The organism is Lichenicola sp. GTC18331 (assembly GCF_055386855.1).
This window is the reverse complement of sequence record NZ_AP045015.1, coordinates 1,437,463-1,451,450: the sequence shown is the minus strand read 5'-3', so window position 1 is coordinate 1,451,450 and position 13,988 is coordinate 1,437,463. Positions and strand designations below refer to the sequence as shown.

The 13,988-nt window shown below is 67.2% G+C and carries 14 protein-coding genes; 7 read left to right on the top strand and 7 right to left on the bottom strand.

What is annotated here, in order from left to right:
* Positions 1-85 precede the first annotated feature (85 nt).
* Positions 86-544 (bottom strand): nucleoside deaminase, encoded by a 459-nt coding sequence (locus ACZ5BM_RS06740; RefSeq protein WP_498910841.1) that lies wholly within the window; start codon positions 542-544, stop codon positions 86-88.
* A gap of 43 nt (positions 545-587) precedes the next feature.
* Between ACZ5BM_RS06740 and ACZ5BM_RS06735 the strand changes: the two genes are divergently transcribed.
* The 4 genes from ACZ5BM_RS06735 to ACZ5BM_RS06720 are packed head-to-tail and all read left to right on the top strand — an operon-like array spanning position 588 to position 3,471.
* Positions 588-1,316 carry a gamma-glutamyl-gamma-aminobutyrate hydrolase family protein gene (locus ACZ5BM_RS06735; protein WP_498910839.1) on the top strand — a complete coding sequence of 243 codons (729 nt, stop codon included), beginning with the start codon at positions 588-590 and terminating at the stop codon, positions 1,314-1,316.
* Positions 1,313-2,062, top strand: coding sequence for a pseudouridine synthase (locus ACZ5BM_RS06730; RefSeq protein WP_498910837.1), 750 nt, complete (start codon positions 1,313-1,315; stop codon positions 2,060-2,062). Before ACZ5BM_RS06735 ends, ACZ5BM_RS06730 begins: the two co-directional genes overlap by 4 nt.
* 3 nt (positions 2,063-2,065) lie before the next feature.
* On the top strand, positions 2,066-2,626 hold the full coding sequence (rsmD, locus tag ACZ5BM_RS06725; protein WP_498910836.1) for an RsmD family RNA methyltransferase: 561 nt from the start codon (positions 2,066-2,068) through the stop codon (positions 2,624-2,626).
* Positions 2,599-3,471 (top strand): AAC(3) family N-acetyltransferase, encoded by an 873-nt coding sequence (locus ACZ5BM_RS06720; protein WP_498910834.1) that lies wholly within the window; start codon positions 2,599-2,601, stop codon positions 3,469-3,471. Before rsmD ends, ACZ5BM_RS06720 begins: the two co-directional genes overlap by 28 nt.
* Before the next feature lie 171 nt (positions 3,472-3,642).
* Here ACZ5BM_RS06720 and ACZ5BM_RS06715 read toward each other — a convergent pair whose 3' ends face one another.
* Complete coding sequence (locus tag ACZ5BM_RS06715) at positions 3,643-5,286, bottom strand: putative bifunctional diguanylate cyclase/phosphodiesterase (RefSeq protein WP_498910832.1); 1,644 nt, start codon at positions 5,284-5,286, stop codon at positions 3,643-3,645.
* Between the two features lie 259 nt (positions 5,287-5,545).
* Between ACZ5BM_RS06715 and ACZ5BM_RS06710 the strand changes: the two genes are divergently transcribed.
* Positions 5,546-5,761 carry a DUF4396 domain-containing protein gene (locus ACZ5BM_RS06710; RefSeq protein ID WP_498910830.1) on the top strand — a complete coding sequence of 72 codons (216 nt, stop codon included), beginning with the start codon at positions 5,546-5,548 and terminating at the stop codon, positions 5,759-5,761.
* 194 nt (positions 5,762-5,955) lie between these two features.
* Here ACZ5BM_RS06710 and ACZ5BM_RS06705 read toward each other — a convergent pair whose 3' ends face one another.
* From ACZ5BM_RS06705 to ACZ5BM_RS06685, 5 genes are all read right to left on the bottom strand, one after another.
* Positions 5,956-6,201 carry a hypothetical protein gene (locus ACZ5BM_RS06705; RefSeq protein ID WP_498910828.1) on the bottom strand — a complete coding sequence of 82 codons (246 nt, stop codon included), beginning with the start codon at positions 6,199-6,201 and terminating at the stop codon, positions 5,956-5,958.
* A gap of 79 nt (positions 6,202-6,280) precedes the next feature.
* The gene (locus ACZ5BM_RS06700; protein ID WP_498910826.1) at positions 6,281-7,021 is read right to left on the bottom strand and encodes an alpha/beta fold hydrolase; all 741 of its coding nucleotides are present in this window, start codon (positions 7,019-7,021) and stop codon (positions 6,281-6,283) included.
* 685 nt (positions 7,022-7,706) lie between these two features.
* Positions 7,707-9,959: a catalase/peroxidase gene (gene katG / locus ACZ5BM_RS06695; RefSeq protein WP_498910824.1), complete on the bottom strand. Its 2,253-nt coding sequence runs from the start codon at positions 9,957-9,959 to the stop codon at positions 7,707-7,709.
* A 311-nt stretch (positions 9,960-10,270) separates the two neighbouring features.
* Positions 10,271-11,641, bottom strand: a complete 1,371-nt coding sequence (locus ACZ5BM_RS06690) for a hemolysin family protein (protein ID WP_498910822.1) — start codon at positions 11,639-11,641, stop codon at positions 10,271-10,273.
* Positions 11,642-11,810: 169 nt separating this feature from the next.
* Positions 11,811-12,923, bottom strand: coding sequence for an NADH:flavin oxidoreductase (locus tag ACZ5BM_RS06685; RefSeq protein ID WP_498910820.1), 1,113 nt, complete (start codon positions 12,921-12,923; stop codon positions 11,811-11,813).
* 100 nt (positions 12,924-13,023) lie between these two features.
* Here ACZ5BM_RS06685 and ACZ5BM_RS06680 point away from each other — a divergent pair, with 100 nt between their 5' ends.
* Together ACZ5BM_RS06680 and msrB are read left to right on the top strand one after the other, a co-directional pair.
* On the top strand, positions 13,024-13,392 hold the full coding sequence (locus ACZ5BM_RS06680) for a winged helix-turn-helix transcriptional regulator (RefSeq protein ID WP_498910818.1): 369 nt from the start codon (positions 13,024-13,026) through the stop codon (positions 13,390-13,392).
* Between the two features lie 71 nt (positions 13,393-13,463).
* Positions 13,464-13,976: a peptide-methionine (R)-S-oxide reductase gene (msrB, locus tag ACZ5BM_RS06675; protein WP_498910816.1), complete on the top strand. Its 513-nt coding sequence runs from the start codon at positions 13,464-13,466 to the stop codon at positions 13,974-13,976.
* The last annotated feature ends 12 nt before the right edge of the window (positions 13,977-13,988 follow it).

Here is a 13,988-nt window from a genome sequence, read left to right as displayed (position 1 = left end):
CGTTCGATCTCGATGGGTGGAGGATAGGGTTCGCCGTCGCAACCCCGCCTCACATCACGATGAAACCTGCGTCATGCGGTTCGGTTCACCCGCGCAACGCCGCGAAGAAGCCGCGCAACAAGGCGGCGGCCTCCCGCTCCCGCACCCCGCCCACGGTTTCCGGCCGGTGCAGGCAGGTCGGCTGCGCGAACACGCGCGGTCCGTGCTCCACCCCGCCGCCCTTGGGGTCGTAGGCGCCGAACACCACCCGCCCCACCCGGAAATGGCTGATCGCCGCCGCGCACATCGGGCAGGGCTCCAGCGTGACCACCAGGGTGCAGCCGAGAAGGCGCGGATTGCCGAGCCGGCGTGCGGCCGCGCGCATCGCAAGCAGTTCGGCATGGGCGGACGCGTCGCGATCGGCTTCCACACGGTTGCCGGCCTCCGCCAGAACCGCGCCATCCGGTCCCAGCACCACCGCGCCCACCGGCACCTCGCCGCGCGCCGCCGCCAGACGCGCCTGATCCAGCGCCCGTTGCATCGGCGCGTCGCTGTTTCGGTCCATGGTCCTCGTTCCAACCGGGCGCATATTGCTCTAACCAGGGCCGATGAAGCGAACCCGTCCCGTGATCGGCGTGACCCTGGACAGCGAGGAGGGCGGCCCGAAGGGGAGCGCCTACTCCCTCTACCCCTGGTATGCGTTGCGCCAGAACTACATGTCCGCGCTGGCCGAGGCCGGCGGCGTGCCCGTGGCCCTGCCGCACGAGGCGGCCCTGGCGCCCGACATGCTGGACGCGATCGACGCGCTGGTGGTGACCGGCGGCGCGTTCGACGTCGATCCGGCGCTCTATGGCGACGACACCACGCACGACACCGTCACGCTGAAGCAGGGCCGCACTGCCACCGAGCTGGCGCTGATCCGCGGCGCCATGGAGCGCGGCATGCCGATCCTGGGCATCTGCGGCGGCCAGCAGCTTCTCGCCGTGGCGCTGGGCGGCACGCTGATCCAGCATATCCCCGACAGCGTCCCGCACGCCCTGCCGCACGAGCAGCCCAACCCGCGCGACGAAGCCAGCCACGCCGCCATCATCCGGCCGGACTCGCTCCTGTTCCGCATCGTCGGCAGCGACCGCATGCAGGTGAACAGTTCGCACCATCAGGCGGTGCGCGATCCGGGGCGCGGCGTGGTCAACGCCACGGCGCCGGACGGGGTGATCGAAGGGATCGAGGATCCGTCGCGCCCGTTCTGCATCGGCGTGCAATGGCACCCGGAATTCACCATCGACGGCGGCGACCGCCGCTTGTTCGCCGCCCTGGTCGAGGCCGCACGCGTATGAGCACCCCGGAGAACAGCGACCAGAACAGCGAGCGCGGCGAGCGCATCGCCAAATGGCTGGCCCGCGCCGGCGTCGCCTCCCGGCGCGACGCGGAAAAGCTGGTGGAGGACGGCAAGGTCCGTTTGAACAACCAGGCGGTGACGCATCCGGCCACCTTCGTACAGACGGGCGACACGGTGCAGGTCGGCGGCAAGCTGGTGGACCAGCCGGACCGCACCCGTCTGTGGCTCTACCACAAGCCGGACGGGCTGGTGACGACGCACAAGGACCCGGAAGGCCGCCCCACCGTGTTCGCGGCCCTACCGCCGGGCCTGCCGCGCGTGGTGTCGGTGGGCCGGCTCGACCTGAACAGCGAGGGCCTGCTGCTGCTGACCAATGACGGCGCGCTGGCCCGTCAGCTCGAACTGCCGGCCAATGGCTGGATCCGCCGCTACCGCGTGCGCGTGTTCGGCACGGTGAACGAGCGCCAGCTCGCCGAGTTGGCGCGCGGACCCGTGGTGGAGGGCATCAAATACGGCCCGATCGAGGCGGGGCTCGACAGCCAGAAGGGCGACAATGCCTGGATCACGGTGGCGTTGCGCGAAGGCCGCAACCGCGAGATCCGGCGCGTGATGATGAGCCTCGGCTTCCACGTGTCGCGCCTGATCCGCATCTCCTACGGCCCGTTCCAGCTGTCCGGGCTGGAGCGCTCCGAGTTGCAGGAAGTGCCGGGCAAGGTGCTGCGCGAGCAGCTGCCGAAGAGCTAGCCGATGCGGATCGTCGCCGGAACGTTGCGCGGGCGCGGGCTGATCGCGCCCACGAGAGCCACAACGCGCCCCACCGCCGACCGTGTGCGGCAGGCCTTGTTCGACATGCTGGCGCATGCGTCCTGGGTCGGGGATGCGCTGGACGGTACGGTGCTGGACGCGTTCTCCGGCACGGGTGCGCTCGGGCTCGAGGCACTGTCGCGCGGCGCCCCCCGCGCGGTGTTCGTGGATCGCGATCGTCATGCGCTGGCCTGCACCAAGGCCAACATCGCGGCGTGCGGCATGGAGGCGCGTACCCTGGTGGTGGCCGCCGACGCGACCAGGCCCCCGCTGCCGAAAGCCGGCTGGGACGAGGCCGGGCTGGTGTTTCTCGACCCGCCCTATAACGGCGATCTGGTGGAGCCTGCGCTCGCCGCCCTGCTGCGCAAAGGCTGGGTGCGCGCGGACGCGCTGGTGGTGGCCGAGATCGCCGCCGACGAGGCGACGCCCACGGACGCGACGCTGCTGGCCGAACGCGCCCATGGCGCGGCACGGCTGTGCTGCTGGCGTCTCGGCCAAAGCTGAACGAGGCCGTGCCGGAAGCGGACACGATCCGCGAGAACGCGCCGCCCCGGACGCAGGAAAGCCTCGTCGCCGATCTGCGCGCGCTCGGCGTTGCCGCGGGCGATACGGTGCTGGTCCACAGCGCGCTCAGCGCCCTCGGCTGGGTGTGCGGCGGCGCGTCCGCCGTGATCGGCGCGTTGTGCGACGTGCTGACCGCAGACGGCACGCTGGCGATGCCGGCGCAATCCGGCGATCTGAGCGATCCCGCCACCTGGGAAGCGCCCGCCGTGCCCGAGGCGTGGCACGAGGAGATCCGGCGCACCATGCCGCCGTTCGATCCGAGGCGCACGCCGACGCGCGGCATGGGCCGGATCGCCGAACTGTTCCGCACCTGGCCCGGCGTCGAACGCAGCGATCATCCTACCGGTTCGTTCGCGGCCTGGGGGCGGCATGCGCGGCGGATTGCCGAGGCGCCGCAGCCGCTCGGCGATCCGTTCGGCATCGGCTCGCCGCTTTCGGCGCTGCTGGACATGGATGCGTCCGTGCTCCTGCTGGGCGTCTCGTTCGAGAGCTGTACGGCGCTGCATCTGGCGGAGCGTCTGGTATGGCCGGACGCGCCAATGCGGCCCGACGGGTCGCCGGTGCGGATCGAGGGCGAGCGGCGCTGGGTCGTTTATCGTGTGCCGGAGTACCGCACAGACCTGTTCGAGGCGGCCGGGGCGGCCTTGCTGTCGCGCGGGATCGCCCGGAGCGGTGCCGTCGGTGCCGCGAACGCGGTGCTGGTCCCGATGCGCGGCATGATCGAACTGATCGTCCCGCTGTGGCGAGAATGCGGGCCAGCCGGCTTCCCCGCTTTGCCGGACTGACAAACGGAAAGCACAGCCGGAACGTGATCCGACACCGTCCCCGATCATGTCGATGTCGTCGGAAGGTTCCGAAACCGGCGCGCTAGGAACCGCCGGATCATCGCGTCCATGCCGTCCTCCCACGTGCAGATCGCGTGAGATGCACACGAAACGGAAGCGCTGGCGCGGCAGTCAACGCGCGTGGTTGAGCGCCGCGACCTTTTCGATATCGGGCTCGGCCGGTTGCGGCCGGCCGAAGAAATAGCCCTGCACCTCGTCGCATCCTTCCTGAATCACGCAACGCAGATGCTCGCGGGTTTCCACGCCTTCCGCGACGGTCCTGACGCCCAGACGTTTGCCGAGATCGGCGATGGCCCGGACCACGGCGGCGCATTCCGGCCTGCTGACGGCATCCCGGACGAACGAGCCGTCGATCTTGATCTTGTCGAACGGAAACGCCCGCAGATGGGTCAGCGAAGAATAGCCGGTGCCGAAATCGTCGAGCGCGATCCGCACCCCCATGTCGCGCAGCCGATGAAGATCGCTGCCGCCGCCATGCTTCTCGTCCAGAACGGCCGTTTCGGTGACTTCGATCTCCAGCCTGTTCGCGGGCAGGCTCGAGCTTTCCAGCGCGGAGAGAACGGTCTCGACGATCGTGTTTCGGCCGAGCTGCATCGCCGAAACGTTGACGGCGACGCGCGCGCCGTCCGCCCAGCCCGCCGCTTCCCGGCAGGCGGTCTGCAGGACGAACGTGCCGATCCGGTCGATGAGCCCGCTCTGTTCGGCGATCGGAATGAACTCTGCGGGAGAGATCCAGCCGCGTTTGGGATGGTGCCATCGCACCAGCGCTTCCCGGGACGTCACGATCTCGGTTTCGGCATCCACGATCGGCTGGTAGAACACGAACAGCCCGTCGTTGTTGATGAGCGCTTCCCGAAGCTTGCCCTGAAGACGCACGCGTTCCTGGAACTCGTCTTCCATGTCGCCGGAAAAGACACGGAAATGCCCTTTGCCGGAATTCTTCGCGGCGTAGAGCGCGATGTCGGCTCTGGCGAGAAGAAGATCGCTGACGGTGCCGTGATAGGGCGCCAGGGCGATCCCGATCGACGCCCCGATCTGCGCGGGCCGGTCGTGGTCCAGCGTGTAGGGTGCCGTCAGCGCCTCGATGAGCCTGGCGGCGAGACATTCCGCAGCCGCAAGCTTCCCGTTGGGCATGAGCACGGCGAACTCGTCTCCACCCAGTCTTCCGATGATGCAGCCGTCGGCGTCGCAAACCTCGCGAATGCGATCCGCGACCTTACACAGCAGCTTGTCGCCCAGAAGATGACCGCCTGTGTCGTTGATGAGTTTGAAGCCGTCCAGATCGATATAAAGAAGGCTCGCCCCGCTTCTGGAAAAGATCAGCTTGCTTCGGAGATGTTCCTGGAACGTCGTGCGGTTGGCCAGGCCCGTCAACGTGTCGAAATGCGCGAGTTGCAGGATGCGCTGTTCCGCCGCGACCTCCTTGGTGACGATCGCCCAGGTCAGCATGGGGCCGATATAGCCTCCATCCTCCGCGGTGACCGCGGTCACCTTCAGTTCCAGAACCTCCGAACCGAGCGTGATCCGTACGCTGTGCGGCAGATTAGCGGGATCGGACAGGATGCGACGCTGGTGCTCCGGATGACGGTGGAACAGATCGATCGACGATCCGATCAGCGAATCCGCCTTGATTGGCAGGAGATGCTCGATGCGCCGGACCAGCGCCCGCGAGGTCTCGTTCACGTAGGTGATGAGGAACGTCTTCACATCGACCGTCATCACGGCCAGAGGCAGGTCGTCGAGCATCCGGCGCATCAACCGCCGTTCGCTTTCCCACTCGGGCGTCGTCGACCTGATATGGCGCTGTGGGGCCGGGGCGATAGCAAGTCCGATATCGCTCATCTTATCAGTGCCTCGGAACTCAAGACGTGATCACAATCACTGTCACGTCTACCGGGAAGAGGTAAAGACTTCGCTAAAAGCGGACGCGGCTTTCGCAGACGATCACGCCTCCCCACCATCGCCCCAGGAACCCGCTGTTCCGCCCGGTTCTCGCGTTGAACCGGGTCTCCCCGTGCGCGACGGCCTCGTCGCGGCGATCAAGGCGAATACTTTGTCGCTGCTGTCCTGGCAGACCGGCATGTTCGCGTTCATGGCCTTCGCGCACTTCGTCCTGTTCGCGCGGTTGTTCGGCACGCAGGTGAACGCGGACAGTCCCGTGTTCTGGTTCGCGATGCAGGGGGGCGATGCTGTGCGGGTTTGTGACGTTTCCGATGAACCGTTTGGCTGATCGGGATCGAGTTGAAGGATGGGATGTGAGAGGGGGGGGGCTTTGTTGGCCTTGTCCTGTGCGGGCATGAACCTGGCTGTCCGCTTCTGCAAAGGGCAGGGTAAGCGGCCTCCGCCGTCCGTGTCGCATTCGGCTGGCATTGACCTACAAGCGGACTCTCGCTGTCGTCGTCAGCATGTCCAGTTTTTCCCCAATCAGGATCGAAATTCGGGAAAAACCGGGTCAGTTCTGTAAGATTTCGAACTGCCGCGCGTATGCGATTGACAGTTCACGGATCGGGCGATGAAGCGGTTGCGGTGAATATCAAGGTGGATGGATCCGGCTTTCTGAACGTCGGTGCCGTCAGCGGTTGCGATCGTCGGGTACAGGGTGGCACTGAGAAACTGCCCCGAACTGTCAGGATGAATCTTGCCTGCGCCAAGCGGATCGTCGTGCGCCATGGCCACCTTCCCGAGGCCAAGCTCGTGATGTCCGGCTCGGCTTCCCGCGATTGTCCCTGCTGGCTGTATTTCTCAAGTTTTAACGAACCGCAAGGTTCTCCAACACCGCAGCGGCGAACAGTTCTGTCTGTTCGAGCATCATGAGATGGCCCGTCCCGGGAATGACCTTGTCGGACGCGGCCTTGTCCGACAGCCAGCCCGGTACGCTCCAGCCGTCCCGGGAACGGGCACCGGAGAGGAGATGGATCGGCAGCCCCGATGCCGCCACCAAGCGAAGGCCGTCAAGGTAGGCGGCCTCGCCCGTCGCCGCGACGACAGCCCTGGCCTGGGCGCGAAGTGTGGATGCCGGCTGATTGGCGAGCCAGTCGGCAGCCGTGGCGAGATTGGCGGGCGTAGGCGGCACACCAGACCGCGCGAGCCATTCCGCGATGTCGGCCCGAAACCCGGAGACTTCCGCCTCGATCTCGGCGAGCGACCAATCTGCGATCTTCCGCGACCAGAAAGCGTCGTTGAGCGTCAAATTGCCTTCGACGCTGGTCAACGAAAGGGTGAGTTCGGGATGCCGGCATGCGAACAGGACCCCGACCGCACCGCCCACGGAGTGGCCGACCACATTCACCGGTTCGTTTACGCGTCCGCGCAGCCACGCGGCGACATGATCGGCCTGGTCCTGAAGTGTCCATGCCTCGGGCGCACCCTCGCGATAAGCGCCATAGCCGATCAGGTCGGGAGCGAGGACACGGACATCGCCAAAGGCGGCGACGATGGCCGGCGCGCTTAGGGAGCCGAATAGCCCGTGGATGAGGAGAACGGGAGGCATGAAGCGCCTTTCTGTGCGTAAGCTTGCGTCGATACGGCGCCCCATCGAAATAGGAGAGTCGGGTATTCGATCGCTCTGCCATCCGACAATCACCGAAGGTCGGTCCTTACCGCGGCCATTCCGTCTGATGCACTCGCAGACGATTCCCGCGGCGGAACCTGGAGCGGTAAACCTGGGGCCTCTCGCGACGAGGTGGCGCTGTGATCGCTTTCCACCAGACGCGGTCTTCCATCTTGGCGGCCGCGCCAGGCCGTGGGGGGGCGGAAGCGGAAGGTCAGCTCTGGATAGAAGGCGGCAGTGCGCGAGCCTTTTACTTGCCTGCCGAGCGACCGACTGCTGTCGTCCCGATTGGTGGGCTGTAAGCGGAATGCCACCCCTGGCGGACATCGAGGACGGGGACGTATTCACTACTTATCGGCCGATGTTGTCTCATCGTCAGTAGTTTGGTCCTGGATATGACGATGGCAGACTGCCCTGCGACGGCATAAGCGGGCCATCTACAGGTTATCCATTCTTGTCAAAGCCCTTTTGGAACTCGGGTTCATGGACTCTGCTGTTGGGCGAAAAGGTGATTCATCCTCGGGATGCGGACACCTCAAGCCGGAGCACGTATGGCAGCTCCCTTCCGCAAGGCGGCGCACCGTTCCCGGCACGCCGCCCCCTCAAACCGAATCCTGACGCCCGATCAGCCCTTGGCGAACAGCGCCGCCGGGTTGGTCGACACGTCGTAGCGGTCGAGGTTCATCACCTTGGTCCACACGGCCACGAAATCGGCGACGAAGGCCGCTTCGGAGTCGGTGCAGCCGAACACTTCGGAAATGCCGCGCAGGATCGAGTTCGAACCGAAGATCAGGTCGGACCGGCTGGCGGTCCAGCGCAGATCGCCGGTGCGACGGTCGCGGCCCTCGAAGCGTTCGTCGTCCGTGCCCGGAACGGCGGCCCAGGTGGTGCTCATGTCGAGCAGGTTGCGGAAGAAATCGTTGCTCAGCACGCCGGGGCGGTCGGTGAACACGCCCAGCTTGCTGCCGCCATGATTGGCGCCGAGCACGCGCAATCCGCCGAGCAGGACGGTCATTTCCGGACCGGTCAGCGTCAGCAGATGGGCGCGATCGACGAGGTGTACCTCCTCGGTCTTGCCGCGGGCGTGGCCGACGTAGTTGCGGAACCCGTCCATCCTCGGCTCGAGCACGGCGAAGGAGTGGACGTCGGTCTGCTCCTGGGTCGCGTCGGTGCGGCCGGGCACGAAGCGGACGCTCACGTCATGGCCGCCATCCTTCGCCGCCTTCTCCACGGCAGCCGAGCCGGCCAGCACGATCAGATCGGCGAGCGACACCTGCTTGCCGCCGGTCTGGGCCGCGTTGAACTCGGCCTGGATCGCTTCCAGCGTGCCGAGAACCGTGGCCAGCTCGGCCGGCTCGTTGACTGCCCAGTCCTTCTGCGGCGCAAGACGGAGGCGCGCCCCGTTGGCGCCGCCGCGCTTGTCCGTGCCGCGGAAGGTCGAGGCCGACTTCCAGGCGGTGGACACGAGCTGGGCCACGGTCAGGCCGCTGTTCAGCACCTTCTCCTTCAGCGCAGCCTGATCGGCCTCGTCGATCAGCGGATGATCGACCGCCGGGACCGGGTCCTGCCAGAGCAGCTGCTCGGCGGGAACGTCCGGGCCGAGATAGCGGGCGACCGGCCCCATGTCGCGATGGGTCAGCTTGAACCAGGCGCGGGCGAAGGCGTCGGCGAACGCCTCGTGATCGGCGTGGAAGCGCCTGGAGATCTCGAGATAGGCCGGGTCGGTGATCAGCGCCATGTCGGAGGTGTACATCTGCGGCGCGTGGCGCTTGGCCGGATCGTGCGCGTCGGGAACCATGTCGGACGCGGCGCCGTCCTTCGGGAACCACTGCCAGCCGCCGCCGGGACCCTTCTTCAGCTCCCACTCGAAGCCGAACAGATTGTCGAAATAGCCGCTGTCCCACCGGGTCGGCTCGCTGGTCCAGGCGCCTTCGAGCCCGGACGAGATCGCGTCCTTGCCCTTGCCGGTGCCGAAGCGGTTCTTCCAGCCGAGGCCCATCTGCTCGATGGAGGCGGCTTCCGGCTCGGGGCCCACGAACTCCTCGGCGCTGGCCGCGCCATGGCCCTTGCCGAAGGTGTGGCCGCCGGCGATCAGGGCGACGGTTTCCTCGTCGTTCATCGCCATGCGGGCGAAGGTCTCGCGGATGTCGCGGGCCGAGCGCATCGGGTCCGGCTGGCCGTTCGGGCCTTCCGGGTTCACGTAGATCAGCCCCATCTGCACAGCGCCGAGATAGTCCTGCAGCTCGCGGTCGCCGCTGTAGCGTGTGTCGCCGAGCCAGGTGTCCTCGGGACCCCAGTTGATGTCCTCTTCCGGCTCCCACACATCGGCGCGGCCGCCGGCGAAGCCGAACGTCTTCAGACCCATGGATTCGAGCGCGCAGGTGCCGGTCAGCACCATCAGATCGGCCCAGCTCAGCTTGCGGCCGTATTTCTGCTTGATCGGCCAGAGCAGCAGGCGCGCCTTGTCGAGATTGGCGTTGTCGGGCCAGGAGTTCAGCGGCGCGAAACGCTGCGTGCCGGAGCCGGCGCCACCGCGCCCGTCGCCGACGCGATAGGTGCCGGCGCTGTGCCAGGCCATGCGGATGAAGAGCGGGCCGTAATGGCCGTAATCCGCCGGCCACCAGTCCTGCGAGGTCTTCATCAGCGCGAAGATGTCCGCCTTCACGGCGGCGAGGTCGAGCGTCTTGAACTCGGCGGCGTAGTCGAACTCCGCCTTCAGCGGGTTGGCCTGCACCGAATGCTGGTGAAGGATCTTCAGGTTGAGGGCGTTCGGCCACCATTCCTGGTTGGAGCGCGGCCAGGCGGCCGAGGTCTTGGCCGAATTGCCGGTCGCGGCGCCGTGCACCACCGGGCACTTGCCGACATTGTCTCCGTCCATGGTTTCCTCCGTTTACGGTCCGTGCCCGTGTTTCAGGCCGGGGAGCGGGTTCGTCCCGCTTCCCGCGACCTTAGGCGAGCCAGTGCCCGGACCCTAGCCGCGACGGCGGAAGCAGGATAATCGGCCGCTCCTATCGACCCGATCGCCGCCTCCTATCGTGGAGGGTGTTTCGGAAAATCTTCTATGCGTGGCAGGGGCGTTCTGTCCGGACCGTCTTGGCACGACCGAAAATCCTTCACGAAACCGTCAAACGGGCGCGCTCTTTATGGGCCTTTGCGCGGAACGTTCTGCCGTCCGGGAAGCGGTCCCGGTCACCCTTTCCGCGTCACCAGCAACTGGTTGATCCGGAACCCGTCCACATCCACCACCTCGAAGGTGAAGCCGCCTGCCTCGATGCGGTCGGCCTTGCGTGCCACGCGTCGCATCTTGTGCATCACGAAGCCGCCGATGGTCTCGTAGGCGCCGGTCTGCGCGCCCATCGCGCCGAGCCCGATCTCGCCATTGCCCAGCCCCAAAGCGCGGGCCACGTCGCCCAGATCGGCGATTCCGTCCACCAGCCAGCTGTTCTCGTCGCGGCGCACGATCGCCTGCTCCTCGAACGGGTTGGCCAGACCGTCCATCAGCGCGCCCATGATGTCCTTGAACGTCACGATGCCGACCACGACGGCGTATTCGCTGACGATCAGGGCGAAACCGGCGCCATGCTGCTCGAACGCCCCCAGCGCCTGCCAGAGATTCAACGTTTCCGGCAGCGAAAGCACGTCGCGTCGCATCTTGGCGAGCACGCGCGCACCCGGCGCCGACGGCACGCCGGCCTGGGGCGGCGGCTCCACGGCGACCGGGTCCGACGGCGTCTCGCCTACCATCACCGCCAGAACGTCCTCGGCGCGGATGGAGCCGATCACACGGTCGAGCCCGCCATCGCAGAGCGGATAGCGCGAATACGGCTTGGCGCGGACCTTCTCGCGCTGACGCTCCAGGCTTTCGCGGATGTCTAGGTAGACGATGTCGTCGCGCGGCGTCATCGCCGAGGTAATCCAGCGATCCTGCAAACCCAGAACGTTCTGGATCAGCCGATGCTCCTGCTCCAGCAGCACGCCGGAGGCGGTGCCGGCCGCAAGCATCGCCCGCAGATCCTCCGGCGTGACATGATCTGCCGTCGGCGCCACGGGAATGCGCAGGGCGCGCAGAAGCGCATCGGCGATGCGCGAGAACACCCAGACGAACGGAAACAGCACACGCACCGCCAGCTGCGGGAACCAGCCGACGGCCAGCGCCACACGGTCCGGCGCCAGCATCGCGATGCGCTTGGGCAGAAGATCGGCGAACAGAACGAACAGGAACGTCACAAGGCAGAAGCCGAGCACCGCGCCGAGCTGCGCGCTGCGGTCAGGCGACAGGCCGCATTCGGCGAGCAGCGCCGCGATCTCCGGCCCCACCAGGCCGTCCGAGGCAATGCCGCCCAGCACGCCCACGGCGTTCAAACAGATCTGCAGAACCGTGATCACCTGGCCGCTGTTGCGGCGCAGGGCCAGGAAGCGGATCGCCCGACGGTCGCCGCGCTCGGCCTCGTTGCGCATGCGCGAGTCGCGTGCGGCGGCGAAGGAGATCTCCGACATGGAGATCAGCACGCTGAGCGCGACGAGGGCTGCGATCACGGCGAGGCCGAGAAACAAGCTCATGATACGGTCCAAAAACGATCAACCGCCGCCCCGGGATCGGAACGGCGGTCGCGGGAATGCGCGCGATCGAGCGGACCGGCGCGTGTCGATCGTCAAACTATCAGATCGGACCGTCCGGCGCACGGCATGCGTCCCCTGCGGGAAACGGATGCCACACGATTGAAACAGGTCAGTTCAGGGTGGCGAGCGCCGCGCGATCGAAGCCGGCCAGTTCGTCCTCCCGGCCGTCGCGCACCTTCCGGACCCAGTCCGCGTCGCTCAGCAGCGCGCGCCCGACCGCGATCAGGTCGAACTCGTCGCGCTCCATCCGCTCCACCAGACGGTCCAGACCCACCCCGGTCGAGGCCTCGCCGCCGAAGGCGGAGATGAAATCGCCCGAAAGCCCGACCGAGCCCACGCTGATGGTGGTGGCGCCGGTCAGCTTCTTGGCCCAGCCGGCGAAATTGAGGCCGTTCTCACCGTCGATCTCCGGAAATTCCGGCTCCCAGAAGCGACGCTGCGAGCAATGCAGCACGTCCGCTCCGGCCTCCACCAACGGGCCGAGCCAGTCTTCCATCAGCGCGGGCGTTTCGGCGAGCCGGGCCGCGTAATCCTGCTGCTTCCACTGGCTGACGCGCAGGATCACCGGGAAATCCGGCCCCACCGCGCGGCGGATCGCCGACACGATCTCGGCCGCGAAGCGCGAGCGCTGCCGCAGCGTTTCCCCGCCATAGCGGTCGTCGCGCCGGTTGGTGCCGGACCAGAAGAACTGGTCGATCAGATAGCCATGCGCGCCATGGATCTCGACCGTGTCGAAGCCGAGCCGCTTCGCGTCGGCGGCGGCGCGGGCGAAGGCCGACACCGTGTCGGCAATGTCGGTCTCCGACATCGTCGCGCCGCGCTCCTTGCCGGGCGCCACCAGACCGGACGGGCTTTCCACACTCAGCTCCGGCTCCCAGCCGCTCTGCCCGCGCACGGAGCCGGTGTGCCAGATCTGCGGCCCCATCCGCCCGCCGGCCGCATGCACGGCGTCGATCACCCCCTGCCATCCGGCCAGCGGCGCGTCGCCATGGAAGAACGGGATCGCCGGCTCGTTGCGGCTCTGCGGCCGGTCCACCACCGTGCCTTCGGACAGGATCAGCCCCACGCCGCCTTCGGCACGACGGCGGTAATAGGCGGCGATCTGCTCGGTCGGCACGCCGCCAGGCGCGAAGGTCCGGGTCATCGGCGCCATGACGATGCGGTTGTCGAGGGCAAGGGAACCGATCCGCAACGGGCGAAACAAGGTATCGGTCGGACGCATACGGAACACTCCGGTTTTCGGCGCCGATTAGGTATATCGGGGAAACCTGGCGTCAATAACGCACCGTCCGGCGCCTAGGTAGGATTGCGGATACCGACCCATGCAGGACCAGAAGCGTTTCTCTGCCAATTGCCCGGCCCGGGCCCTGCTCGATCAGGTGGCGGATAAATGGTCGATGATGGTGCTGGCCGTGCTGCGCGACGGGCCGCATCGCTTCAACGCCATCAAGCGCCGCCTGGAAGGCGTCACGCAGAAGGCGCTGACGCAGTGCCTGCGGCGCCTGGAGCGCAACGGCATGGTGTCCAGGCGCGTGATCCCGTCGGCGCCGGTGGGGGTCGAATACGCCATCACCCCGCTCGGCGCCTCGCTGCAGGTCCCGTTCGGCGCGCTGTATCGCTGGATGGTGGAGCACCAGCCGGAGGTGGATGCGGCGCAGCGCCGCTTCGATACGCGCCCCCCGGCAGATTAAGCTTTGTTCGGGTGGCTGGATTCTCCGTTGCCGGGATCCCATGTCGCGGACAGCAAAGATCTGGAACACCCATGTCCTTCGTCTCGCCGACACGACGCCACCTGCTGCAAACCGCCACGGTGCTGGGCGTGGGCCTCGCCGCCGGCGCGCTGCTGCTGGAGGACGGCGCCCTGGCGCGGGCCGCGGACGGCGCCTATCGCCTGTCGGACGCCGACTGGCGGCGCAAGCTCACCCCGGCGCAATACGACGTGCTGCGCGGGGAAGGCACCGAGATGGCGTTCTCCTCGCCGCTGGACGAATTCTGGCAGGCCGGCACCTATCACTGCGCCGGCTGCGGCCAGGCGGCCTATTCCTCGCGCACCAAATTCGAAAGCCATACCGGCTGGCCGAGCTTCTGGCAGCCTCTGCCGCAGGCTGTGGCCGAGCGCAGCGATTCGACGCTCGGCATGGAGCGGACCGAGGTGCATTGCTCGCGCTGCCAGGGCCATCTCGGCCACGTGTTCGATGACGGGCCGAAACCCACCGGTTTGCGCTACTGCATGAATGGCGTGGCGCTCAGCTTCCAGCCCGGCACCCCGGCCTGATCGGAACCCAGA